23 protein-coding genes and 1 riboswitch are annotated in these 23,201 nt (G+C 43.7%); of the genes, 11 read left to right on the top strand and 12 right to left on the bottom strand.

Features of this window, described 5'->3' with window-relative positions; genetic code table 11:
• Positions 1-46: 46 nt before the first annotated feature.
• Both AB4329_RS14390 and AB4329_RS14385 read left to right on the top strand, forming a co-directional pair.
• Entirely contained in the window at positions 47-1,609 is a 1,563-nt protein-coding gene (locus tag AB4329_RS14390) for an arylsulfatase (RefSeq protein ID WP_017064704.1), read from the top strand.
• 293 nt (positions 1,610-1,902) lie between these two features.
• Positions 1,903-2,565: a DUF2057 family protein gene (locus tag AB4329_RS14385; RefSeq protein WP_136979510.1), complete on the top strand. Its 663-nt coding sequence runs from the start codon at positions 1,903-1,905 to the stop codon at positions 2,563-2,565.
• A 179-nt stretch (positions 2,566-2,744) separates the two neighbouring features.
• Here AB4329_RS14385 and AB4329_RS14380 read toward each other — a convergent pair whose 3' ends face one another.
• From AB4329_RS14380 to AB4329_RS14370, 3 genes are all read right to left on the bottom strand, one after another.
• Positions 2,745-3,767, bottom strand: a complete 1,023-nt coding sequence (locus AB4329_RS14380) for an adenosine deaminase (protein ID WP_102393770.1) — start codon at positions 3,765-3,767, stop codon at positions 2,745-2,747.
• Positions 3,768-3,857: 90 nt separating this feature from the next.
• Positions 3,858-3,957, bottom strand: a riboswitch (purine riboswitch).
• A gap of 75 nt (positions 3,958-4,032) precedes the next feature.
• Positions 4,033-4,527, bottom strand: a complete 495-nt coding sequence (locus tag AB4329_RS14375) for a GNAT family N-acetyltransferase (protein WP_017066469.1) — start codon at positions 4,525-4,527, stop codon at positions 4,033-4,035.
• A gap of 166 nt (positions 4,528-4,693) precedes the next feature.
• On the bottom strand, positions 4,694-5,677 hold the full coding sequence (locus AB4329_RS14370) for a DUF2860 family protein (protein WP_372138606.1): 984 nt from the start codon (positions 5,675-5,677) through the stop codon (positions 4,694-4,696).
• A gap of 204 nt (positions 5,678-5,881) precedes the next feature.
• On the opposite strand from AB4329_RS14370, the gene AB4329_RS14365 reads away from it, so the two are divergent.
• Positions 5,882-6,379, top strand: a complete 498-nt coding sequence (locus tag AB4329_RS14365; RefSeq protein WP_372138604.1) for a fasciclin domain-containing protein — start codon at positions 5,882-5,884, stop codon at positions 6,377-6,379.
• 127 nt (positions 6,380-6,506) lie between these two features.
• On the opposite strand, the gene AB4329_RS14360 is transcribed toward AB4329_RS14365, so the two are convergent.
• From AB4329_RS14360 to AB4329_RS14335, 6 genes are all read right to left on the bottom strand, one after another.
• On the bottom strand, positions 6,507-6,803 hold the full coding sequence (locus tag AB4329_RS14360; RefSeq protein WP_017064710.1) for a hypothetical protein: 297 nt from the start codon (positions 6,801-6,803) through the stop codon (positions 6,507-6,509).
• Positions 6,804-6,934: 131 nt separating this feature from the next.
• Positions 6,935-7,192, bottom strand: coding sequence for a hypothetical protein (locus AB4329_RS14355; protein ID WP_017060020.1), 258 nt, complete (start codon positions 7,190-7,192; stop codon positions 6,935-6,937).
• A 165-nt stretch (positions 7,193-7,357) separates the two neighbouring features.
• A complete protein-coding gene (locus tag AB4329_RS14350) occupies positions 7,358-7,840 on the bottom strand; it encodes a GNAT family N-acetyltransferase (protein ID WP_372138603.1) in 483 nt (160 codons plus the stop codon).
• Between the two features lie 98 nt (positions 7,841-7,938).
• The gene (locus AB4329_RS14345; protein ID WP_017060022.1) at positions 7,939-8,253 is read right to left on the bottom strand and encodes a cupin domain-containing protein; all 315 of its coding nucleotides are present in this window, start codon (positions 8,251-8,253) and stop codon (positions 7,939-7,941) included.
• Between the two features lie 61 nt (positions 8,254-8,314).
• Complete coding sequence (locus AB4329_RS14340; protein WP_017071337.1) at positions 8,315-8,818, bottom strand: YgjV family protein; 504 nt, start codon at positions 8,816-8,818, stop codon at positions 8,315-8,317.
• A gap of 123 nt (positions 8,819-8,941) precedes the next feature.
• Complete coding sequence (locus tag AB4329_RS14335) at positions 8,942-9,742, bottom strand: PhzF family phenazine biosynthesis protein (RefSeq protein ID WP_065584627.1); 801 nt, start codon at positions 9,740-9,742, stop codon at positions 8,942-8,944.
• 575 nt (positions 9,743-10,317) lie between these two features.
• Here AB4329_RS14335 and AB4329_RS14330 point away from each other — a divergent pair.
• Both AB4329_RS14330 and AB4329_RS14325 read left to right on the top strand, forming a co-directional pair.
• Complete coding sequence (locus AB4329_RS14330) at positions 10,318-11,349, top strand: PotD/PotF family extracellular solute-binding protein (protein ID WP_372138601.1); 1,032 nt, start codon at positions 10,318-10,320, stop codon at positions 11,347-11,349.
• A 3-nt stretch (positions 11,350-11,352) separates the two neighbouring features.
• The gene (locus tag AB4329_RS14325; RefSeq protein WP_372138600.1) at positions 11,353-13,785 is read left to right on the top strand and encodes a putative bifunctional diguanylate cyclase/phosphodiesterase; all 2,433 of its coding nucleotides are present in this window, start codon (positions 11,353-11,355) and stop codon (positions 13,783-13,785) included.
• A gap of 230 nt (positions 13,786-14,015) precedes the next feature.
• Here the strand turns inward: AB4329_RS14325 and AB4329_RS14320 are convergent, their stop codons facing one another.
• Together AB4329_RS14320 and AB4329_RS14315 are read right to left on the bottom strand one after the other, a co-directional pair.
• Complete coding sequence (locus tag AB4329_RS14320) at positions 14,016-15,041, bottom strand: GGDEF domain-containing protein (RefSeq protein ID WP_372138599.1); 1,026 nt, start codon at positions 15,039-15,041, stop codon at positions 14,016-14,018.
• A gap of 9 nt (positions 15,042-15,050) precedes the next feature.
• Entirely contained in the window at positions 15,051-15,506 is a 456-nt protein-coding gene (locus AB4329_RS14315; protein WP_372138598.1) for a hypothetical protein, read from the bottom strand.
• Between the two features lie 461 nt (positions 15,507-15,967).
• Between AB4329_RS14315 and AB4329_RS14310 the strand changes: the two genes are divergently transcribed.
• From AB4329_RS14310 to AB4329_RS14285, 6 genes are all read left to right on the top strand, one after another.
• Entirely contained in the window at positions 15,968-16,342 is a 375-nt protein-coding gene (locus AB4329_RS14310) for a cytochrome c (protein ID WP_029235248.1), read from the top strand.
• 37 nt (positions 16,343-16,379) lie between these two features.
• Positions 16,380-17,804: a cytochrome-c oxidase, cbb3-type subunit I gene (ccoN, locus tag AB4329_RS14305; protein ID WP_017066459.1), complete on the top strand. Its 1,425-nt coding sequence runs from the start codon at positions 16,380-16,382 to the stop codon at positions 17,802-17,804.
• Positions 17,805-18,419, top strand: coding sequence for a cbb3-type cytochrome c oxidase subunit II (locus tag AB4329_RS14300; protein ID WP_372138596.1), 615 nt, complete (start codon positions 17,805-17,807; stop codon positions 18,417-18,419).
• Entirely contained in the window at positions 18,416-20,572 is a 2,157-nt protein-coding gene (locus tag AB4329_RS14295) for a cytochrome c (RefSeq protein ID WP_102393760.1), read from the top strand. Before AB4329_RS14300 ends, AB4329_RS14295 begins: the two co-directional genes overlap by 4 nt.
• 265 nt (positions 20,573-20,837) lie before the next feature.
• Entirely contained in the window at positions 20,838-21,065 is a 228-nt protein-coding gene (locus tag AB4329_RS14290) for a PAS factor family protein (RefSeq protein ID WP_004730426.1), read from the top strand.
• Between the two features lie 282 nt (positions 21,066-21,347).
• On the top strand, positions 21,348-21,530 hold the full coding sequence (locus AB4329_RS14285; protein ID WP_004730424.1) for a hypothetical protein: 183 nt from the start codon (positions 21,348-21,350) through the stop codon (positions 21,528-21,530).
• 171 nt (positions 21,531-21,701) lie between these two features.
• Here the strand turns inward: AB4329_RS14285 and AB4329_RS14280 are convergent, their stop codons facing one another.
• Positions 21,702-22,994 (bottom strand): alpha/beta fold hydrolase, encoded by a 1,293-nt coding sequence (locus AB4329_RS14280; protein WP_017069844.1) that lies wholly within the window; start codon positions 22,992-22,994, stop codon positions 21,702-21,704.
• Positions 22,995-23,201 lie beyond the last annotated feature (207 nt).

The following is a 23,201-nucleotide window of genomic DNA, read 5'->3' as shown; positions in this document are numbered from 1 at the left end:
ATGTGTTGCTCTAACGCATTAATCTTAAAAGTGAATCGGAGTCCTTATGGGTACTAAAATTAATAAACTAGCATTAGGTGTTGGCTTATTAGCAGCTTCTTCAGCGGCAACAGCAGCAGAAAAACCAAACATTCTTGCTATCTGGGGTGATGACATTGGTGTATTCAACATCAGTGCATACAATAACGGTATGATGGGTTACGAAACACCTAACATCGACCGTATCGCTAACGAAGGCGCACTATTTACTGACCACTACGGTCAACAATCGTGTACTGCTGGCCGTGCTGCATTCCTAACCGGTCAAGAACCTTTCCGTACAGGTCTACTGACTATCGGTATGCCGGGCTCTGACCACGGTATCCCTGATTGGGCTCCAACGATCGCAGACCTTCTTAAAGAACAAGGCTACATGACAGCTCAGTTCGGTAAGAACCACATGGGTGACCAAGACAAACACCTTCCAACGAACCACGGTTTTGACCAGTTCTTCGGTAACCTGTACCACCTAAACGCCGAAGAAGAGCCAGAAACATATTACTACCCTAAAGACCCAGAGTTCCGTAAGAACTACGGCCCTCGTGGTGTAATCAAGTCTACTGCTGACGGTAAGATTGAAGATACTGGCCCAATGACGCGTAAGCGTATGGAGCATGCGGATGAAGAGTTCCTAGAAGAATCTCTAGCATTCATGGAAAAAGCGGTAAAAGCTGACAAACCATTCTTCATCTGGCACAACACCACTCGTATGCACGTGTGGACTCGCCTACAAGAGAAATACCAAGGTAAATCAGGTATCAGTATTTATGCTGATGGTATGTTAGAGCATGATGACCATGTTGGTGTGCTTCTAGACAAGCTGGATGAACTAAAAATCGCTGACAACACTATCGTAATTTACTCTACCGATAACGGTGCTGAAACGGTTTCTTGGCCTGATGGCGGCGCAACTTACTTCCACGGTGAGAAAGGTACAACTTACGAAGGTGGTATGCGTGTGCCTCAGCTAGTTCGCTGGCCTGGGACTATCAAACCTGGAACTAAAATCAACGATATCATGGGCCACCAAGACTGGATTCCTACTCTACTAGCAGCCGCTGGTGATGATAAAGTGGTTGAGAAGCTAGCATCTGACAAAGGTGCAACTTACAACGGTAAAAACTGGCGCGTACACCTAGATGGTTACAACTTCCTGCCTTACTTCCAAGGTAAAGAAGAGAAAGGCCCTCGTGACAGCATGCTTTACTTCTCTGCTAACGCTGAGCTAAACGCAGTACGTTGGAATGACTTCAAGATTTCGTTTGCTGTGATGGATGGTAACATTGTGGATGCAGTTCGTTTCCAACCAAACTGGCCTCAAGTTGTTCACCTACGTGCTGACCCATTCGAGAAAGCACCGCACGAGTCTGGTATGTACCTACGCTGGATGGCAGACAACATGTGGTTATTCGTTCCAGTAGGAAATCAGGTTCAAGAGTTTATGACGACGCTACCAGATTACCCTATGCAGAATAGCCAAGTACTGAACCCAGGTAACTTCAACCAGAATGCTTACATGCTTCAAGGTAAACTTAAGCAACTAGAAGCAGCCGCAGCACAAGCTAAATAAGCTACTCTAGATTAAAAATGTAATAACGAAGCCGTGGTGACTGAATGCAGTGACCGCGGCTTTTTAGTATCCAATACAAATAACATAAGACGCGAACCGCCAACTAGTACAATTCACACCCAACCTACCCTCTCATTTTTCAAAAATAAAAACTCACACTAGTCAATGTGAACCTTAATATATGACCGTTGCGTTAAGATTTCGCAAATTTTTTCAAATCCTTATGACATGACTTGAATTGGAGTTCTTACCATGCGATTGTAGTTCAACTGCCCATAAACAACTGTATGATTATGAAAACATTAAAATCCATCGCGCTGCTTTCCACAATTATCGCAGCACCACAAGTGTTAGCTGACGTAACAATTGAAGTTCCTTCTAGCGCAGATGCTTTAGTCGAAGTCTTAGCTGTTAATGAGGCTAAACCTGATCTCGACGGTGGTTTCTTCTCTTCGAGCAAAACGATCACCGTTCCAGATGGCGTAAACCAAATCGTTTTCAAATATCAACTGGCTTTCAGCCAAGGTAACGACCGAGAGTTTGTCGATAGCGATACCATTATTGCTACTTTTGATGCGACAGACACAGCATTGACGTTTGACATGCCTAAGTTCCGTAACACCAACGAAGCGAAAAAAGGCCTTCAAAACTTAGATTGGAAACTGGTTGATGAAAACCAAAATGCAATCAGTGTTAAGCAAGACAAACTTATCAAAGATGGCATGCAGATTGGTCGTAAGTACCCGCAAGAAGCGAAGGAGTACAACCAGAAAGGCGGCATCGCAGCACTTACAGTAGGTGCTAGCGCGGGCGCAGCAGTTGTAGCACAACCCGTAACGCTTCCAGCAAAGATTGACGGAAATGCGGCGAATACAGCTGAAGAAATGTTGTATTTCTGGTACGAAAAAGCGGATGCTGAAACGAAGCAGAAATTCAAAGACTACGTGAACAAGTAGCTCAATGAGCTTAATTTAAAAATGAAAGAAGCTGGCAAACTGCCAGCTTCTTTTTTGTCTTCATCTAGATGATTTAGGCTTATAGAGATTAAGCAGACTCAGTCGATAACACTTTACCATCCACTTTAGTTGGCCATCCTAGCGCTTTATACTCAGCTGCTAGTAAATGGGCACAGCGGCTAGAAATTCTGGTCAAAATCAGCTTTAGCTAAGTAACCTTGAACAAGCTCTCGATATTGCTGCTTCAATGGCGCTTCAATAAAGCTCGCGTCTATCGCATTCAAACTAAACAGCGCTAACTCCTGATGCGTCATCTCATGAGCTTTGCTCACCGCATTAAAGTTATCCGACATGTAACCACCAAAATAAGCAGGGTCATCCGAGTTAATCGTTACAGCCACACCCTTTCTGAGCAGTTCGACAATGTTGTGGTCTTCCATCACATCGAATACACGCAATTTAATATTCGACAGTGGGCACACCGTCAGTGGCATTTTGGTTTCAATCAGCTCTTCGATTAGAGCTTCGTCTGTCATGCACTGGACACCATGATCCACTCGACTCACGCTGAGCATTTCAATCGCATCGACAATGTTTTGAGCCGGCCCTTCTTCTCCTGCATGCGCCACCGTCAAGAAGCCCGCTTGTTTTGCTTGTTGGAATACACGCTTGAACTTCTCTGGTGGGTGTCCTAATTCAGAAGAGTCCAGTCCAACCCCGACGATCTTATCTTGATGCTTCAATACCTCTGCGAACGTTTGAATGGCGCTCTCTTCAGATAAATGGCGCAGAAAACATGCGATGATTTGAGAGGTAATGCCCAACTCTTTATGACCCTGTTCAAGCGCACGATGAATGCCGTTAATAGCGGTGTCGAATGCAATGCTACGATCGGTATGTGTCTGAGGATCAAAGAAAATCTCAGTATGGATAACATTGTCGGCTTTACAGCGTTCTAGATAAGCCCATGTTAAGTCGTAGAAATCCTGTTCTGTGCGCAGTGCATCAGCACCTTGATAATAGATATCCAGAAATGACTGTAAATCATCAAATTCGTATGCGCGTCTTAGTTGCTCTGGGGATGAATAAGGCAGCTCAATGCCATTGCGTTGAGCAAGCTGGAAAAGTAACTCAGGTTCGAGCGAACCTTCAATGTGTAAATGCAACTCTACTTTTGGGAGCCCTTGAATAAATGCGTTCATATTTCACCTACTATGGATTTTAGGTGTGCACTTACTCTGAATAATAGACAGGAGGTTTTCTTGAACGCCATTACAAAGAGTAAGAACACAATTGTGATCTAAACCCTTCGTAATCAGCACTTTGCGGGAGCTGGTAGAGACCCCCAAACCATATCATTGGGGTTATACGAAGCAAACGGTTGCTACTATACAGAGTTTAATGGGAATTTCACTAATCAATTGCTCATTAACCGATTTCTAAAGCAGGAACCTGTTTGGTTCGATCTCAACGGTAATCTGGTCGTATTCTCGACATCAGCAACATATCGATGTACTTACCCGCTTTGAACGTACTGAGTCTTTTTGTGCCTTCTAACTGAAAGCCTACACGTTCATACAAAGCAATAGCGGCGTGGTTATCGGCATGAACCTCTAACTCAAGACGCACGAGATTAAGCCAGTTATCCGCCTGATTGATCGCTTCTTGCATTAACGCCTTACCGACCCCTTTACCATGCATATCTGGGTGAATAGCAATACCAAGACCAGCGCAGTGCCTGTCTCTTACCTTGGTGGTCATGAATAAAGTAATGTGACCCACTACTTTGCCGGAGACTTCCGCAACCAGAGTGAAATGGTCTGAATGACCAAACAGTCGCTCCACTTGTTCAGAACTAAGATAAGGCTTTTGTGAGGTGTTTTCTGAAACTGAAGGGCGGCGATAAATATCGAAAACATCTTGGCTATCCGTTGCTTCTAAATGTCTAATTTGTATTTCCAAAGCGCTTCCTTATCCTATTATTTCTATCCATAAGCTAATTTTCATATTACGGATAGCAACGGGAACCTACAACCTTTAAAGGTGTAAGTGCCCGAAATAATTAAACAAATAGTAAGACTGAACTTAAACTTCTGCTTTGATGAGTATTTTTAAAATAGTGTGAATATCAGAATTTATAATCCACACCCACACTCGCTAATACTTGCTCGGAGTTATAGAAATCGATATTAGAATCTATGCTTCTTAAACCCAGTAAAGTAATGAACGCCCAATCTTTATAGCCCATCAAACCACCAAACTCATAAGCTAAGAATGCACCGAATTCATTCTCTTCACGTACTTGCCCGTAAATTGGATTCGACTCATCATATTCACGATCACTTGCATCTAGGGTGACAACAAAACCATGACGACCGATTCTCTTCGCGTAGTTTAATTCAATACCATAACTATCGAAGCTGAGTGCTCCTCCTTCTGCGTCTGAGTGGAAATACACCATTGAAGGAACAAATAGACCTGCGTGGTTTGGTAAGATAAAGCGGTATCCTGCTTTGGCGTACACATAGGTTCTTTCCCTATCCAGCAGCACAGTATCTTCCGGAGATAAGCCTTGGCTACCAGATAGCTCTTCATCAACATCTGATTGCCCAAATGCGAGATCCGTTCGAAAACCAGTTCCACCGATATTAGTGAGCTGCAGTCGTCCTACATTACCTTTCACATCCGTTTCATTTCGATTAACGCCAACAGCATACGGATCCGTCCAAGCCTTACCCGAGATAAGCGTAGGAAGAACAGAAAAATCCAATATGGTGCCACCAGAAAGTTGATATCGATAACCGATCTCAAACGCAATGGTACCTGTTGCAATATCCTCTCGTGTCGTACCCACATACACTTGGTGAGTCAGCGATTCGCCAAAAGTATATTGAACAGTACCCAAAAAGCCGAGTAGCCCTTGGTTTTCACTCTCCCCTTCCTGGGTGTTGGTGGCTTGATTCGAATCTTGTTCAGTACTCAAATTACTACTGTCAGAGTAGAAACCGGCCAATACACTGAAGTTACCGCTGAAGCCTTCACTTGGAGCAAGGCCACTGTATGCAGGCATTGAAGCCAATGCAGAAAAGACTACTGGTAAAACAAACCTCATATTCACATCCATTACTTGAATAATCACCAAATAACTATAAGCATCAAAATGGAATTGTAACAAGCACTTAACAATATAAGTTTATTCGCTTGACGCTGTCGATATCGCTAACCATTCACTCAAAGACACAACAAATTGATCTATCACGATTGGGCTTTCGTAATACCTCTCGAAAATAACGGACAAAACTCAAAGGAAGACAATATGTTTAATAAATTAATCAAAACCATGTCAGTGCTAGTTGCGACGCTTCTTTTTACGGCTTTTGCTCACGCTGATCACCACGGAATGAAGAAAGATATCGTTGACGTGGCGGCTGAAAACGGCTCTTTCAACACCTTGGTAGCAGCGGTAAAAGCGGCAGGCTTAGTTGAAACATTGAAAGGTGACGGTCCCTTCACAGTGTTTGCGCCAACGGATGAAGCGTTCGCTGCGCTACCAGAAGGAACGGTTGATATGCTGTTGAAGCCAGAAAACAAAGACAAGCTGATTGCAGTACTGACCTATCATGTGGTACCAGGGAAAATAATGGCGTCTGAAGTGATGAAACTTGATAGTGCCGTAACAGTGCAAGGCGAAGCGGTAATGTTAGGAATTGATCACGGCAACGTGATGGTCAACAAAGCGCAGGTCGTGATGGCAGATGTTGAAGCAAGCAATGGTGTTATCCATGTGATTGATGCTGTATTACTGCCTAAATAATAAAGATGAACACAAATCAAAGGTTCTTAGAGGGTGTGACAGGCTCACACCCTTTTGACGTTTAAATACCAAGTTAAGATCGGTATCAAACTAGCCGAACCTGCCTTTATATAAGCAAGAACCCGGATTACATAAACAAGCGCCCGAATATCAGAAAGGCCGCCATCGATACCACCTTCGTGAAGACCACTACCCAGATGCAGTCACCAATACTAGAGTGCGTCGCTTTCCCGAGTAGGAACACAAACAGAATCAACCCTAACACCCAACCTACTGTTGGAATCAATGACACCAGAGCAACGATAACAGCAATAGTAAGAAGGGATTTAAAATCTGCGACCACGAAAGACATTTTAGAGGCGATGTACATACAACATGCGGTGATTAATGCGTCCATCACAAACGCTAAAGCTTCAATACCCACTTTACTTCCTTCACTGATATTAGTTGAAGTGAATATTATCTCTAAAGAGATGATTTTTCTTGAATAAGAGAACAAAAAGCAGGTGAAAACTGTGTCAAAAATGAGATTACCGTTCGTCTGAAGGCATAGGTTTATTTGTTCGAGTCTTCTAAGCCTTTGACCAGTGCTCGCGACCGAGTCTGATTTGCTTTTTGATAGGCATCAAAGCCATCTTCGCGTTTACCTCCGAACAAACAAAGAAACGAGTTAATGACGAATGAAAAAAATGAGATGACGACAACAAAGAGAGGAAATAACCCCGACACCCCAGCATCTAAGGCAAGAACGCCAACAGCGAAGGACAACATCGACACCAATGTATATAGTTTAGATCTACTCACATGACTCATGAACAACACTCCTTGTATTCATTCAATGTTTAGATTAGACAAATTATCTTGCACACAATTTGAACTCATCGACAATATCAATAGATCAGGAAAAGTTATCCTTAATAAGGTTCATTAATATTTCAAACTCGGTTTCTGTATCCCTAAGAACACGAGTCCGCCTATTCAGCTGCCTTGTCCATCTTCAACTATCTTTTCCATCACGTAATTGGTCAGCTTTACGCCACGCATTTCGACTTCCTGTTCATTTACTACCTTAAAGCCAAGGTGCTCATAAAAAGGCCTTGCGGTAATACTTACTTCAGAGAAATATCTCGATACGCCACGAACTCGACCCACAGTGAAAACATGTTCCATCAACGCTTTCCCGACACCCTTCCCTTGATATTCGTGGTGACAGAAAAAGTGATCAATCAAGCCACTTGGTTGCAGGTCAGTATAGCCAACAACGAAGCCATCGAGCTCAGCCACAAAGGGTTGTAACCCATTCATACGCTTTTGCCATAACGCAAAGTCAAAGCTACTGGGTGCCCAAGCTTCGACTTGCTGTTGAGAATAATCTCGAACATTCACGTTACGTACGGTATGAAAGAAGATCTCCCACAGTGCTTTGTCATCACTCGCTTGATAGTTTCGAATTCTAACCACAACATACTCCTTTTTGTCTTAAGTCCTTTCTGAGGTGCAAATAAACAGCTGAATCAGCAAGCTTTATAACCTAACAGCCTCAGCTTTAGAACAAGATATCAACGATAAAACACAGCCAACCAGATCGTCACCGTATCTTTATCTGTACCAATAACCTTGTGCTTTTCTCTCGCAGCAATATTGGTGTAATCCCCTTTAGACAAGGTAACAACGCGTCCATCTTCAAACTCGATGACGCCTTGACCTTCTATCACCATCACCCATTCATTCTCATCTTGATCATACCAACCCTCTTCCGGGGAGCTGTGTCCATGCGACAATATTCTTTCAATTCGAACACTGTCGTTGGCAATCAGGTCATTGAATATTTCATTGGGTATTGATGAAGGAACATCATTGTAAATGTTTGGCATCAAGCTATCCTAGCTAGTATTGAATTGATTAATAATTTGGGCCTTAGCTTCAGTTGTAAACCTAAGCAGTGGCACTCTTTCTAAAGTAAAAACGGTAATAGCCCACCAAGTTACTGCAGATAAACAGCGCCTCCATAACAACCGCTGTTGGCGAACCAACTAAATAATTGTGAACCAACCAAAAGCTGGTTCCGATGATCATCAATTCTCTTAATCGACGGTCATCTTTATTGAAGGCAGCAAAGGTCTGAAATACGGAGGCAAAGCAACTCAATATGCTGGTCAGCCCTGAGTAAGTCACTGCGGTTGCGACCACCGACATCGAAGAAAACAAATATTTAAACTTAGACGAGGTAGAAAAGACGCTCGTCAAATAGCGAATCGTGGCAATCGTCATTAAGCTCGCCGCTGTCCATTGTTCAAGAAGGATAAAGTGACTCGAAATAAGAACGCCAGCAAAGAACAGACAAGTGACGATTTTCTTCCTTTCCTTGAATTGGAATGACAGAAGATCAAAACAAATGGCTATCGCGACTAATACTTGGGAAAGATAAAAGGCAGACACGGTGATTCCTTCAATAATAACATTCCGCCCTAGCCGCTTCTTTCACGGTGAATAATCGAATAAAACATACTAGGCGGTTACAACAAAACAGAGCAAACAGCGCTCTAAAGCTTCTATAAAAATCTAAAGCTTCAACACACCACTAATCACAGTGGTCGCAGAGCCGATTAACTTTATTCGCCCATTAGCCAATAATTCAGTCGACATATAGCCACCACGACGAGACGCCTGATAAGCACTGAAACTGCTTTTGTTGAGCTTTTCTGCCCAGTGTTGCGTCAATGCGCAATGTGCCGAGCCAGTCACAGGATCTTCATTAACCCCAACCCAAGGTGCAAAGTAGCGAGAAACAAAATCAAGTTCCGTATTTGCTGCCAATGCTGTCACCACTACACCTCGCCCTTGAATACCTTTTAACGCATCAAAGTTTGGTGAAAGCTCCAATAACACTTGTTCGTTGGAAACTTCGATTAACTGCTTAGAGTCAAATTCTCTGAATGAAACTACTTGATGCGGATCTAAACCTAGGTGTTCAAGCAGCGTGAGGTTGGGTTCAGAACGCAATGATAGCTGTGTACTAGGAAAATCAAGCTCGATAGACGATTCACAAACGGCGGCAGATAATTCCCCAGATAAGGTGTTAAACACGACCTTATCACCTGTCTCAAGCAGTCCTTGTTCTTTCATCACATGAACCGTTGCCAGTGTGCCATGTCCACACAGCTTCACTTCGACTTCGGGAGTGAACCATTTTAGCGTCATAGTGTTAAGCGCGAGAAAAGCCGTTTCAGATACCGCCATCTCTTCAGCGATTGAAAACATTAACGACTCATCCAACGGCTCTTTGGAGATACAGACCCCGGCAGGGTTCCCTTTAAACGCTTGAGTTGTAAACGAATCTACTTGATATATCTCTAAATCCACAATGGCTCCTAAATGCACAACATTTCCCAAACCGGCAATCATGGCTCGTTGGGACATAACCTAGATATTGCTGCCCACAATAAGCACAATCACCTTGTGCTACAAGTCTTTAGCAACAACTTTATCGATACTTATTGAGAAACGAAACAAATGATAAACAAAACGTTATAGAAGTGTTTTTAGGGATAAAAGAACATTGAACATAAGAGTAAATCGCGATGGCAAAACAAAGGAATAACGACGATTAATACGAGCGAAAACCCGAAAAAGGTAATCACCGCATCATTATTTAATGCTTAATATTTGCATAATAACTTGTAAGAATGGATATTATGATGAATATTAATTTAAATAATCCATTCACGGACAATAAACTGGAATACGTACTTGTGTTGAATACGATACGACGGAGTCATCCTTGCCTCACACGATAAAGGTTCGGTATCAAGTAGGAGTAGCAAGTTGCTATTTGCATGAAATGCATGAAGTTGAAGTTAAATTAAGTGCCTAAATTTGAATCATGTCGCAAATTTTGGGCTACGATTTAGTTATCACGTACGAAAGGGAATCCGTCAGTGAAAGCGTTTTGCGTATCAATACTTGCGTCAACATCCTTTGTGGCTAGCCCTGTATTTGGCCAGCAGCATGATATTTATCTCTACAATTGGGATGAATTTTTATCTGACAGCGTCGTTACCCAGTTGAGTGATACCTACGGCATCTCACTAAAGCAGCAATATTTTTCTGACGAGTCCATTCGTGATGAAGTGCTATTGAGTGAACGACGAGGTGCGTTTGAATTGGTTGTCATTGAAAGTATGAAACTGAAAGCGCTGGCTAAACAGAACTTATTCCACAACCTGAGCGACTTGCAGCAATCCCTTTCAAGCAACTTTGACTCAAGATGGGTGGATGGGTGTGGCGAATATGGAATCCCCTACGCTTGGGGGACATCCGGCATCTTATACCGAAGCGGAAAAGTTGAGACTCCCAAGTCTTGGGGCGCTCTTCTAGACCCTGAAACCAAAACCAGCGGCCGAATCAGCATGTATTATGAGCCTACGGATTTGGTGAGTGCTGCGCTTCTGATGAATCAATTTGAGCCGTTTACCAACAACGAACAAGAACTTCGAGTCGCTTACAAAACGCTACAAGCACAGAAGCCTCACCTTGAAAGTAATGAATACGTTGTCGATTATATTCGTCATCCCGAACACTTAGCCAACATCGACCTCGCCTACGGATACTCAGGTGACAGCTATGTGCTTAATGATGCCGAACCTGAGGCATCTTGGGCCTACACAGTGCCTCTAGAAGGAACAACCTTATGGTTAGAGTGTATGGCTGCAATTAACAACGGAGAGCGATCTCCACAGGCAACCACGATTCTCTCCTTCTTATCGCAACCCGAAATCGCCGCTCAAAACGCAATGGATTCATGGTTTGCAACGCCAAGTTCAAAAGCAAAAGCACTCACTTCTCAGGAGTATCAAAACGATCCCGAGCTTTTCCCGAATAAAGAAGTATTAGATCGCAGCTACCTTTATCAGCCGTTAGAACCGAGTAGCATTCAAATTCGCAATCGTATTGTCGACAGTTTGAGATAACTCATGCCAGTATTGAAGAAGCTCTATTTTGTACTTTTACCAACGCTGACATTTGTGCTCCTGATAGCAGGAATCGTGATGTACAACTTCGCATCAAATCATGCTAAGCACATGTATTTGGACAAGGTGCAATCTGATGTGAACACCGCTTTAGTCGCGGCGGAATACGAGCAGCTCGGCTTGTCCTTACTAGTTAAAGATATCGGTTCTTCGTTGCAGTTCCTCCGCTACATTCAAAATCCTGGCGACTACACGACTCTATCGCTATTGGAAAAACGAGTACTCCGAGTATTAAGCCAGAATCACGTCAATCAATTTGGGCAACGCAATGTTTATATCGTGGACCCTAAGTTCAATTTAACGCTTTCGACTCTCAGAGCCGATCCTTTCGAGGGGCTAAAGATCCCTGACAAGATTTACGAAAGAGTCTTCGATATATACACCTCGTTACTCAGCAAAAATGAACTCTCCTACGAAGGCTTCTCTTATATCTCGATCAGTGGAGAGCTCAGATACTCGTATGTTGCAGCAATTGACCCTTACCTCCTTCCTCAAGACAAACGTGCAAGTAACAGTTTAAATCGCTACATCTTGATTGCTGACGGACCTCTGATACAACTCTCTAGCTTATTAATCAAATACAATGACGATGACAATATTCAGTTCTTAATCGAGCCATCCTCTGACGCTGCCAACATCGGAAATACCCAATTCGTTATCAAATCAATTGAGCAAACCCAAGATAATATCAATGTGCAGATGACCAGCCGAAATCTCATCGCGCAAGTAAATATTCGAGAACAAAAGTTCAACCATGAGAAAGCCATCATCACTAAACAAACCTTGTTAAGTGGCTTTGGTACTCTCTTTACGATCATGTTGATCGTACATTTAGTGGTACGTTACCAACTCGTGCGACCGCTTAAAGACTTACTTCAAGAGATATCGATCGGCGGGCTCAAACTTAGATACTTCAAACGCTCATCAGGGCAAAGTGAAATTGATGGTTTAAAGAACGCGTACATAGACTCATTAACAGAGTTGAAGTTCGAAGCCGAATTCGACCAACTCACCAAGCTAGCTAACCGACGCTCTTTCATCAGACACCTTGATGTACGACTAAAAAGCTCGATGAGCCCACACTGCTATGTGGTTTGTTGGGACATCATCGATTTTCGTAAAATTAACGATCTCTACGGGGCAAAAGTTGGTGATAATGTACTGATAAGCTTAGCTAAAGCACTGAAAGAGACACTACAAAACCAACAAGCCTCTTTGGGCTTTAGTTGCAGTGATTACTCTTTAGCCAGACTGGGAGGGAATCAGTTTATCGCGATCTTGGAGATGGGTAAGAACCAAGTGATAAACGAAGAAATTGAGAACATCAACAATACGCTGACCGGCACCACCTTCCTTGACTACTATGGGTTTCGATTATCACTCGCAACAGGTGTTTTACCGCTCGACACGCCAAAGTTCGATGAGATTTGGCACCGATGCATCGATGAAATGTTAGCTAATGCGAAGTCTCATAGTGATGGCGAAAGTCGTATTGTTTATGGCGAAGAGTTGTTACATACCTTGGAACGCCATGACGTTGTAGAGAAAAGACTCTTAGAGTGCTGCGAAAGTGACAACTTTGAACTTCGCTTTATGCCTATTTTTAACGCCAAGACACTTCAGATAGATGGCGCGGAGTGCCTGATTCGTTGCCCAGCCTTATTCGATATCGATGCGGGACCAGAAGAATTTATCCCAGTTGCAGAAAAGAGTAACCTTATTGCCAGGCTCGACATGTGGGTCATTGGCACCGCGATCAAAAGCTATAAAGAGCTTTCAGAACTTCATAAATACAAGGGCACTCTGTCAATTAATATCTCGGCGATGGAGCTCTACAACCGTAATTTTGCCGACAACATCCGTAAAGTACTCGAACGTTATCAAGTGCCACCTGGCAACATTATTATAGAGATTACCGAGACCAGTTACGTGAAAAGTACCAAGCTTACGGTGCAGACTATCGAGAGCCTCAGAAGCTTAGGTTTAAAGGTCTCCCTTGACGATTTTGGTACGGGCTACACAGCGTTTAACCAACTTCTCCACTACCCTGTGGATGAGCTCAAAATTGATAAGAGCTTTATCGATAACATGGTAGACGACAAGGCCGACCGCAAGATGGTCGAATCTATGGTTAACTTAGGCCACTCTTGTGACACGCTAGTCGTCGGAGAAGGTGTTGAGTCGATAGAACAGTATCATTACCTCAGAAAAGCCAACTGTAACCTAATACAAGGCTACTTCTTCAGTCAGCCACTCACTTATCTGGAATTCATCGAGTTTGTTCGAAACCATAACCCGCAAGCAATTTTAAACCCGCAGTCTGTTAGCAGTTCGAGATCTAACGAGCGAATCGTTGCACTCACTCAAAAGCAGTAACCTTAAACCTAAACCTAAACCTCAAAGCCTCTCTTCCTATTCAAGCGCGGAAAGCCACTATAGCTATAACTAGTAGTAGAACTATCTTCATCAGAGCAGGAGCTCTCTATTGGCTGCACATTGAATGAGGAGGCAAATAAAGAATGGCAAAAGCCATCATAGTGAAGCGGGAGAATGGTGAGCGTACAGTCAACAAAACCTAATGATCTAACTTATCGCTGATGCGGGGATTAACTCTGCATCGTCGTTAGTAGCTCCATCATATCTTTAGAGCTGATGTTCTTCTTATGCCTGACTACAGCGTCAATAATCAATTCTAAATTCCCCGCAGAGATATAATCCTTAAGCACGTCATTGAATTTTTCCTGTATCTCATCACTTGTGTACAATTGCTCAGGAATGAAGAATAGAAACTGACTGCCACTACTACGAAACGAGATAGTACTTTCCGGTACCTTTGCCGTCAGGGACTTAGCAGCTGAACTCACCACCAAGTCTCCATATTCAAGTCCATACTTTTGGTTTATCTCACTAAGGTTTCTGATTCTTACAAAGTAAAGGTCGAAATTACCGTTTGTTGGATAGCTGTTCTTAACAAACTGCATGAGCGAGACTCGATTGCGAAAGCCAGTAATGAAGTCGGTAGAATGAAGTTTTCGTTTGATTGCAAAGTCGACGTAAAAAATCGCTCCTGTCACAAGCAGTAGCAACACCAGAAATACGCTGCTTATCTGATGCATCATCACCAACTTGTCGACCATTGTGGTGTTTTCTTCAATAACCGGGCTTTGAAGTCGAAACTTTTCGTTAATAAATTCGACCAGCGTGTTGTAACAAATATCAATTTTCTTCTGCAGTGATTCCTTAGGCAAAGCGCCTTGATTCACCAACTTAATTGAGGATTCTAACGACTTAAACTTTTCAAACTCTGCGGTAAAGTACGGTTTAAAGTTTGCTGAGCGAATAAAATTGGACGATTCAGTGCTGTTGATCAGAATATCAAAACGACTCCAAGTAATGTCATATGCCAACCAAAGTTCATCATAATCAATCGTCTTTGCATGGCTAACCATCAAGAAGTTTGCATACTCTTTGACGAGTTGAAAAACAAACCAAGTGGCCTCATTTTGGCGGTTAGAAAAGCTCTTGTTGATGTCATTAATTCGAGTGACACTGTAGATATTGACGGATAGAACAACCACGGCCAAAGACAAAACAACGACTTTGATTGCGGCCATAGACAACAGCTTCTTCATAATTAGCCTCTACAGGTGAATATCACGAATCTGCCAAATCATCTTGGCATGGAAATCAGGGGTATTGGTTTCAGGGTTCGCAGAGATTGGGTAAATCAACCAAAACGGGCCTTTCTCTCTCACAGACATAAACTCCCCATTCTTTTTAATCGCAATGATGGGTTCATAGGTATCAAAATCTTCTTTGGGCACGGCAATTTTATAGTCATTCAATGCTACGAAAGTGACTTGTGATGATATCGGTAGATCCATATTTTCAAGCACCGTTTGTAACGTCACACCACTATAAACGGTCAGACCCTCGACCCAAGGCAAGGTGGTAGTAATTTCTTTTTGAGGAAGTGACAGGAATTGCTCTCTACTAAAACCATGCTTTTGCCCGGAGTGGTCGAAAACCGTTAACTCTGAGGCTGCAAAAATCGAAAACGAGCAAAGCCAAAGCATCAACAAGAATACAGTTCTCATTCTAAACTCCATTTAAAAGGTCACTAAATTGAGTCTAGTATAAATTGACCATTTAACTTGTACCGATACCACTCAGATTGATTGGTATCACTTTATTCCGAATGCTCCTACACCTCGCTGTTTTTCAATAACTTCGCCGTTTCTCTGTCTCTTCCATCACCGCTCTCGTTCAGCACTCCCTACCCGCTTGACGTATTCCTTCTCAACCGTCTAGTAACAAAAACTCGTATTTTACTCTGCGTAAGTAAACCAATAAGCCCTATGAATACGTATGAAACAACAAAATTAACAATAAATATGAGTAAGTCAGTAGCGAGAATGCTGGTTGCTGCATAACCTTTAATCGAACGTAAGCAGCTTTAAGAGACTTAATAACGAGTTCCAGTCGTTTCTACTTCACCAGTTGATCTCGTGTATTGATCTTAGAAAGCTTACTCATTTCATAATCAAGGGAATCGAGAATGAGTTTGAATATAAAAAAATTTAACCCCATGGCGACACTTTCTACCCTAGTAATGACGCTGGTCATGTTTCCTGTTTCTGCTGAAGTTAATCAAGAACAATTCGAATTAGGTAAACAAAAAGCTAAAGTGTGTATGACCTGTCATGGCGCTGATGGCATCTCAACACAAGATCCCTACCCGAACCTTCGCGGTCAAAAAGTGGGTTATCTCATCTCTTCATTGAAAGATTACCAGACTCGAGAAAGAACCAGTGGCTTAGCGATTCTCATGCAACAACAAGCCGACACGCTCTCAGACCAAGACATCCGTGACATTTCCTATTTCTATTCTGTGCTCGGCAACGAAGCAGGCTCGCTCAGCGATTCAAATTAAGTCAGCGATTCAAAACCTCTAGGCAAGGAGCCTTGTTATGGAACAAGTGACAACGCAATACAGCATTAAGGTCGTGAAGTACTTCATCATTGCATCCTTAGTGTGGGCGATTGTAGGTATGATCATCGGCGTGATTCTCGCCGCGCAATTATATTGGCCAGTCTTAAACTTTGATTCTCAGTATTTCCAATTTGGTCGACTGCGTCCGCTACATACCTCTGGAGTAATTTACGGCTTCGTCGTGAATATCTTGATGGGGACGTCTTTGTACATTGCCCAGCGAACAGGCCATTGTGACTTGTTCAACAAAAGCCTTTCATGGATGGTATTTTGGGGCTGGCAATTCATCCTGTTACTTGCGGTCATTTCCTTACCCGCAGGCCACACTACCTCAAAAGAGTATGCGGAGCTTGAATGGCCAATCGACTTGATGATTGTGTTGGTTTGGGTGCTGTACGCGGTGTTGTTCTTTGGCACCCTTGCTAAACGAAAGGTCAGCCATATCTTTGTGGCTAACTGGTTCTTTGCTGCATTCATTATCGTCGTTGCAATGATTTTCATCGTGAACAACCTCGCGATGCCTGTGTTGGCGATGAAGTCCTACTCTGTGTTTGCAGGCGCTCAAGATGCGATTGTTCAATGGTGGTGGGGACATAATGCCGTCGGTTTCTTGCTGACCGCTGGTGTGATTGGTATGAACTACTATTTCATACCCAAAGCGGCGGATCGACCTATCTACTCGTACCGTTTGTCTGTGATCCATTTCTGGGGCTTGGTCGGCTTTTACACGTGGGCCGGAACGCACCATTTGGTTTATTCTTCTGTTCCCATCTGGATTCAGAACATCGGCATCGTTATGTCTTTGATCCTGTGGCTCCCTTCTTGGGCAGGCGCGTTCAATAGCGCAATGACCCTCCTACAAAATAAAGAAAAGCTGAAGTCCGACTACGTTCTTTTATTCTTTTTCTCAGCGATTCTTTACTACTGCTTGGCAACATTCGAAGGTCCGCTACTCGCTATTCGCTGGTTCAACATGGTGGCACACAACACCGAATGGATCATCGGGCACGTACATTCCGCGGCTCTCGGATGGGTTGGGATGTCAGGGATAGCGGTTTTTTACTACTTCATTCCACGCTTATGGGGCCAAACCGATCTATGGTCACGACGACTGATTAAATGGCACTTTTGGCTTGCTCATGCTGGCGTCGCCATCTATGCAATAGCACTTTGGATCGCAGGCATCGGCGAGGGATATATGTGGCTCGCTCAAAATGAAAATGGCGAACTGATTTACAGTTTTGTAGAAGCTATGGACTTTAAAGCACCTTGGCTATTCATGCGTTTCTTTGGTGGCGCGCTGTTTGTACTTGGATTGTTCTTAATGGCTTTCAACTTGTACAAAACGGTTCGTATGCCCGTAACAAATGATGCTAAACACACTGTTAATGAAGGAGCTTAAATGATGAGTAAAGACTTTACACATTCAATCGTCATTTTAATTTTGACCACTGTTGTCGTGGCCTCCTTCTCTTTATTGGTCTGGGTAGTGCCAAGCATTGTCCGTGGCGATGATATTGCCAAAGGCAGCTTAGCGATGCCTCTCACACCGATTGAGTTAGCAGGCCGAGACATATACATCAGTGAAGGCTGCCATGTTTGTCACACACAAATGGTTCGCCCTCTAGAGCCAGAAGTGAAGCGTAATGGTCGCCCGAACCAAGAAGCAGACGATATCTATGAGTTTCCTAACTTGTGGGGCTCTAAACGTACTGGTCCTGACCTCACTAACTTAGGTAGAAAGTATTCTGACCAATGGCATGCTATTCACTTAATTGACCCTCGAAAAGTCGTACCGACCTCGATCATGCCCTCTTACCCGTGGCTATTTGAGCAGACTCTGACTGGCGATGATATTAGCGCCAAAATGGAAGTGTTACGTACCTTAGGTGTGCCTTATACCGATCAAGAAATTGGTGATGCCCGTTTGCAAGTAAGAGGCAAAACCAGAGGTGAAGCTCTGATTCGCTATTTACAAAGCCTGGGTAAAGATACGTCACAGGAGGTATCACAATGAGCACATTCTGGAATCTATGGGCGGTACTCTTAACCTTAATATTCTTTGTTCTGATGGTGTCTGTTGTCGTTAAATACTGGCGTAGCAATCACAAGGCCGATCACGACCACACCATTGGCACCTTTGATGGTATTGAAGAGAAAGATGCGCCTCCACCTAAGCTGTTATTTATCAGTTATGCAGTGGCATTTCTTTTGTCTGCGGGTTATTTGGTGCTCTACCCCGGGCTTGGAGAATGGGAAGGCTTAGTCGATTGGGAACAAAGCGACGATAAGCTCAGTTCACCATCCACCACTCTCAATGAGCAATTTGCACAAACCAGCGAAACCACGTTAGAGGGATTAGCTGCTGTCCCAGAGATCGTGAACAGCGGTAGGATTCTATTCCAAACTCACTGTGCCGCTTGTCACCGAGATAATGCACAAGGTCAGAAACACTTCCCTAATCTTATCGACCAAGAATGGTTATACGGCGGCAGTGATGAAGCTGTGATCCATTCGATTGCCAAAGGACGAAATGGAGCGATGCCGGGTTGGAGTGAAATCATGCGCCCAGACGAGGTGGCAAAAGTCTCCTACTATCTAGCCTCCCTCAACCAACGTCATACCGATGTGCCGGAGATTAAAGTCGAGCTTGGTAAAACCTTGTTCGTCCAATACTGTTCGTCTTGTCATGCCGATGGTGCTGTCGCTAACCCAGCGATTGGCGTACCTGATCTTTCCGATGATATCTGGCTTCACGGAGGGAGTATTGAAGAGATTCAGCACACCATCAATTACGGTTTGAACAACCTAATGCCTGCGTTTGATGAGCAGCTCAGTGAGAACGAGATACTCGCGCTTGGGGCTTATATCCGACACGCTGGTGACGTAGAGCAACAACGGCTCGCGAGCTTGAAAGCATCATCTGTTGAGCGCGGAGAATATCTCGCTTATGCCGGTGACTGTGTGGCTTGTCATAGTGCAGAAGGTGGCGAACCCTTTGCTGGCGGCCTACCCTTTGTCACCCCCTTCGGCACCGTGTATTCAACCAACATAACGCCACACACTACCGAAGGTATTGGGACTTATGACTTCGATGATTTCCGAGCGGCGTTAGTCGCAGGTAAAGGCAAGAATGGTTACCTGTACCCTGCAATGCCTTACACCTCCTATCAATACCTCACCGACCAAGACATGGTGGATTTATGGGAATACATGCAGTCAATCACCGCCGTGCCGCGACGCAATGATGACAACAGCATGATGTTTCCATCCAATATTCGCTTAGGTTTGCTTGGCTGGAACATCGTATTCATGGATACCGACCCTATTGATTATGAAGTGCCAGAGGAACTCAAAGGAGAAATTGAGAATGTCGATAAGTGGCAACAAGGCAAATATTGGGTCGCAGGACTTGGTCACTGTTCGGAGTGCCATACACCTCGAAATATTGCCCAAGCACTGATACCAGAACGTATTTTCCAAGGTAACTTGATCGACGGTTGGAACGCGCCTGATATTACAGCCAATGAGCTCTATATCGATGGTTGGGATGAAGCAACACTCACAGACTTTTTACACACAGGACATTCAGACAAAGGCACCGCTTTTGCGGGTATGGCTGATGTAGTGAAAAACAGCCTAAGCTTGATGACGCGTGAAGATATTGAGTCGATGTCCTATTACCTACTCAGTGGGGACATCAACAACACCATTGCCAGTGATGCCGTTCAGTTACAGCCTAAAGGGTTTGATGAAGCTGCGTATGCCAGTGAAATCTACACCACGTATCGTCAAACCTGTGGGGCCTGTCATGGTGACGATGGTAAAGGTCGCGATCCAATCGCCCCTACTCTGTTGAACAACGGTATTATCATGCACAGCGACCCATTCAATACCATTGCGGTAACGGTGCGCGGCTTGCAACCCACCTATCTCGACAAAGACAGAAATTTCATGCCAATGGCAAGTTTTGAGGATGTACTGTCGGATCAACGCTTAGCTGAGTTAATCACGTTTGTGCGTTTAAACCTTGGCGACAGAAATGAACCGGTCACGGCTGAGCATGTTCGAGAGGTAAGAGAAACACTTGAAGCAGCAGGCTATGCAGGTGGATTACACACCACACCTGAAATGTACGAAAATCGAGATAAGAACATTAACATACGATAGGCGCTGTAGCTGTGCGTAGCCGATTGGCTCAATAAACAGCGAACAGCACGTAACTTTTATCTTTGCTAACAAGCCAAAAGGAGACCACTGTGTCTCCTTTTCTTTTGCCCAAACCCGAGTTCCGACACTTTGCCGTACAACACAATTGTAACTAACTGATTACACAATTAAGCAGAGCTGCACATAATGCGATCAATCTCGCAGAACAAAGATGATACCAAGTGCATAATATGCAAAATTTTCTAAAGATGTACTAAGGACAGTTATGGATACAACTACACTCATCTACGATACGTTGGAAGGCCTGTCGAGCGCAAAGCCTCAGCAACACGCTCAAATCCGCCAAAATCTATATAACCAATTAGATTTATCATTTGAGAAGCAGTTGGCTTTGTATTCATCAGTTCTTGGTCCAGCAAGTGCTGGTAGATTGACCGATTTGGATAGTGCAGTGATGTCTGCACGCAAGATTGTTGGCTTAGAAAACAGCTAAGCAATCTTCAACCTATCTCAACTTTAACGCTGCCATTGTGCAGCGTTTTTTTATGGACGCTATTTACGATAAGTAAGGTTGGTTACGATAAATGCTGTTAGTTGCGATAAATACGGTTAGTTGCGATAAACGCGGTTAAGAAGATAAGTGCAGTTGGGTCTGTTTTTCAAGTTACACGCATTCTCATTTGGTTAATCTTATGTTCCATTTTTAACAGGTGTGTAACCACAATAATGGCGCTAATGTTAGTAGCACGTTAACCACACATCGGATGGAAGAATCATGAGAGTACTTATTGAATATACACAAACAGGCAAATACCGTGATCATGCGTGGGAAGCATTAACGATTCGTTCAAAAGGCGAAATTCAAGCTGTGACTCCCTCTTATGCGGCTCAGCTTATCGAACAAAACCGCGCCAGCTTATCGACCACTGAAAATCAAGATATCGTCATCCAACCTTAATGGCTTCAAGGGCTACCCCTCCTAGTTCCTTAAATCGAATAGTTCGATGACATAAAAAAACGCTGCATGGGTGCAGCGTTTTCTTGTTTCTGGCGTATCGTATTTCTAACGTAGATAGTTTCTAAAGTAGAAAGCTTCTAACGCATCTTGTTTCTAGTGCAAATAGCTTGATTACTTTGGCAGATTTTCTAACGCTTCAACCATCGTCATCAATTTATCGACAATCCTTTCGCCGTCTACTCGCAAGCCATTGTGTTCATATTCATTGGTGATCCACGCTTTCGAGTTAGGAATGTTCGCCAATGTTTCACGGCTGTAATCCAACTCAACGTACATGTCATCGGCGTAAACGGCACACGCCATTGGCACTGTATTCTTGCTCAACTGCTCTGCGTTGTACAAAGTGCCCCAGTCCGACTTTTCAGCCAACATGTTCGCGGCTTCACGCAGTGGCTTCAGCGTTTCAAGTTGGTCGAACATCCATGGGTACACCATTTCACCAGTAAACCAGAACTCACTGCCCGATTGGTAGTTGAAGTGTGGGTACTGCTCACGAACACGATGTGCAGACCAGTTAGACGCTGTACCTTGACAGTAAATCGATTCATGCAAGATTGCGTAAATTGGGTTAGTTAAGTAACCCTGCTCTTGCTGCATTTGATTTAGGAAGCTGTAGCTCAGCTGTCTGTTACCGTTCACTTCAACAAACGCACTCTCCAGTGTGAAATACATTGGAAGGTTTGCTTCGCCGCCACCAAGATTAATACCTATTAGCTGGAACTGTTCAACTGTGAACACCTGACCGTTTGGCAGTCTCACATCGTTGTTGAGCAGGTAATCAGAGATCTCGCGACACATAGCTTGTGCTTGTGGGAACTGAGCAAAGAAAGCTCTGTTTTTGTCTTCTACACGCTTGTAAGTCGCACGATAAACATCGTCAGCTTCTCGTTCAATAGAAGGAATGCCGCCCGTCACATAACAACGCTGCAAGCTCTGTGGGAACAGTGACAAATAGCTCAGTGTACAGAAGCCACCAAAGCTTTGACCAATCGTCGACCATTGCTTAATACCAAACTGTTCACGAATCGCTTCAGCGTCACGAACGATGTTATCCGCTCTGAAATGCGTTAAGTATTCGACTTGTTGTTCTGGAGACAAATGCGCCAAAGTTTCATGGCTGATAACCGTGCTGTTGCCAGTACCACGTTGGTCTAGAAGCAGAACACGGTAGTTTTGTAATGCACGCTTTAGCCAACCCGATTGACCACTCACCCGTGGAGAAGGAAAACCTGGGCCGCCTTGAAAGTAGATCAACCACGGCAGCTCTTGCTCATCTTTAGCGAGATCAACCAGCTCACGTGCGAAGACTTGGATCTGTTGTCCATCTTTGGCTTGATAATCAAGTGGCAACTCGAAAGAGTGCTGACGGTACAGGGTGGCTCCATCAATAAAGTTAGCTTGCACGCTTCATTCCTTTTTATCTGATTCTAAAGTCATTGGTACGAATAAAAATGGCACCCTTTGGCACCGTAGTTAGCAAGATACGCATACTAGCTTGTAAATGAAACCGTTTGTTGAACCTGAATGTGAAGGTACTTCATTAAATCGCCAAATTAGCTTTATACGCGTAACAACTTGTTTCAAAACAGAAGGTTTAAGGGGTGCTCTATT

The organism is Vibrio sp. 10N.261.54.A5 (assembly GCF_041471145.1).
Lineage (GTDB): Bacteria > Pseudomonadota > Gammaproteobacteria > Enterobacterales > Vibrionaceae > Vibrio > Vibrio crassostreae_C.
The sequence above is the reverse complement of the archived record's forward strand: the minus strand, read 5'-3'. Positions and strand labels throughout refer to the sequence as shown.

Coding starts and splice junctions, on each gene's coding strand:
- AB4329_RS14295 (WP_102393760.1), top strand. CDS start 18,416: ATGAGCACATTCTGGAATCTATGGGCGGTACTCTTAACCTTAATATTC.
- AB4329_RS14285 (WP_004730424.1), top strand. CDS start 21,348: ATGAGAGTACTTATTGAATATACACAAACAGGCAAATACCGTGATCAT.
- AB4329_RS14380 (WP_102393770.1), bottom strand. CDS start 3,767: ATGAACGCATTTATTCAAGGGCTCCCAAAAGTAGAGTTGCATTTACAC.
- AB4329_RS14290 (WP_004730426.1), top strand. CDS start 20,838: ATGGATACAACTACACTCATCTACGATACGTTGGAAGGCCTGTCGAGC.
- AB4329_RS14310 (WP_029235248.1), top strand. CDS start 15,968: ATGAGTTTGAATATAAAAAAATTTAACCCCATGGCGACACTTTCTACC.
- AB4329_RS14315 (WP_372138598.1), bottom strand. CDS start 15,506: ATGAGAACTGTATTCTTGTTGATGCTTTGGCTTTGCTCGTTTTCGATT.
- AB4329_RS14390 (WP_017064704.1), top strand. CDS start 47: ATGGGTACTAAAATTAATAAACTAGCATTAGGTGTTGGCTTATTAGCA.
- AB4329_RS14365 (WP_372138604.1), top strand. CDS start 5,882: ATGTTTAATAAATTAATCAAAACCATGTCAGTGCTAGTTGCGACGCTT.
- AB4329_RS14320 (WP_372138599.1), bottom strand. CDS start 15,041: ATGAAGAAGCTGTTGTCTATGGCCGCAATCAAAGTCGTTGTTTTGTCT.
- ccoN (WP_017066459.1), top strand. CDS start 16,380: ATGGAACAAGTGACAACGCAATACAGCATTAAGGTCGTGAAGTACTTC.
- AB4329_RS14385 (WP_136979510.1), top strand. CDS start 1,903: ATGAAAACATTAAAATCCATCGCGCTGCTTTCCACAATTATCGCAGCA.
- AB4329_RS14345 (WP_017060022.1), bottom strand. CDS start 8,253: ATGCCAAACATTTACAATGATGTTCCTTCATCAATACCCAATGAAATA.
- AB4329_RS14370 (WP_372138606.1), bottom strand. CDS start 5,677: ATGAGGTTTGTTTTACCAGTAGTCTTTTCTGCATTGGCTTCAATGCCT.
- AB4329_RS14355 (WP_017060020.1), bottom strand. CDS start 7,192: ATGAGTCATGTGAGTAGATCTAAACTATATACATTGGTGTCGATGTTG.
- AB4329_RS14300 (WP_372138596.1), top strand. CDS start 17,805: ATGATGAGTAAAGACTTTACACATTCAATCGTCATTTTAATTTTGACC.
- AB4329_RS14325 (WP_372138600.1), top strand. CDS start 11,353: ATGCCAGTATTGAAGAAGCTCTATTTTGTACTTTTACCAACGCTGACA.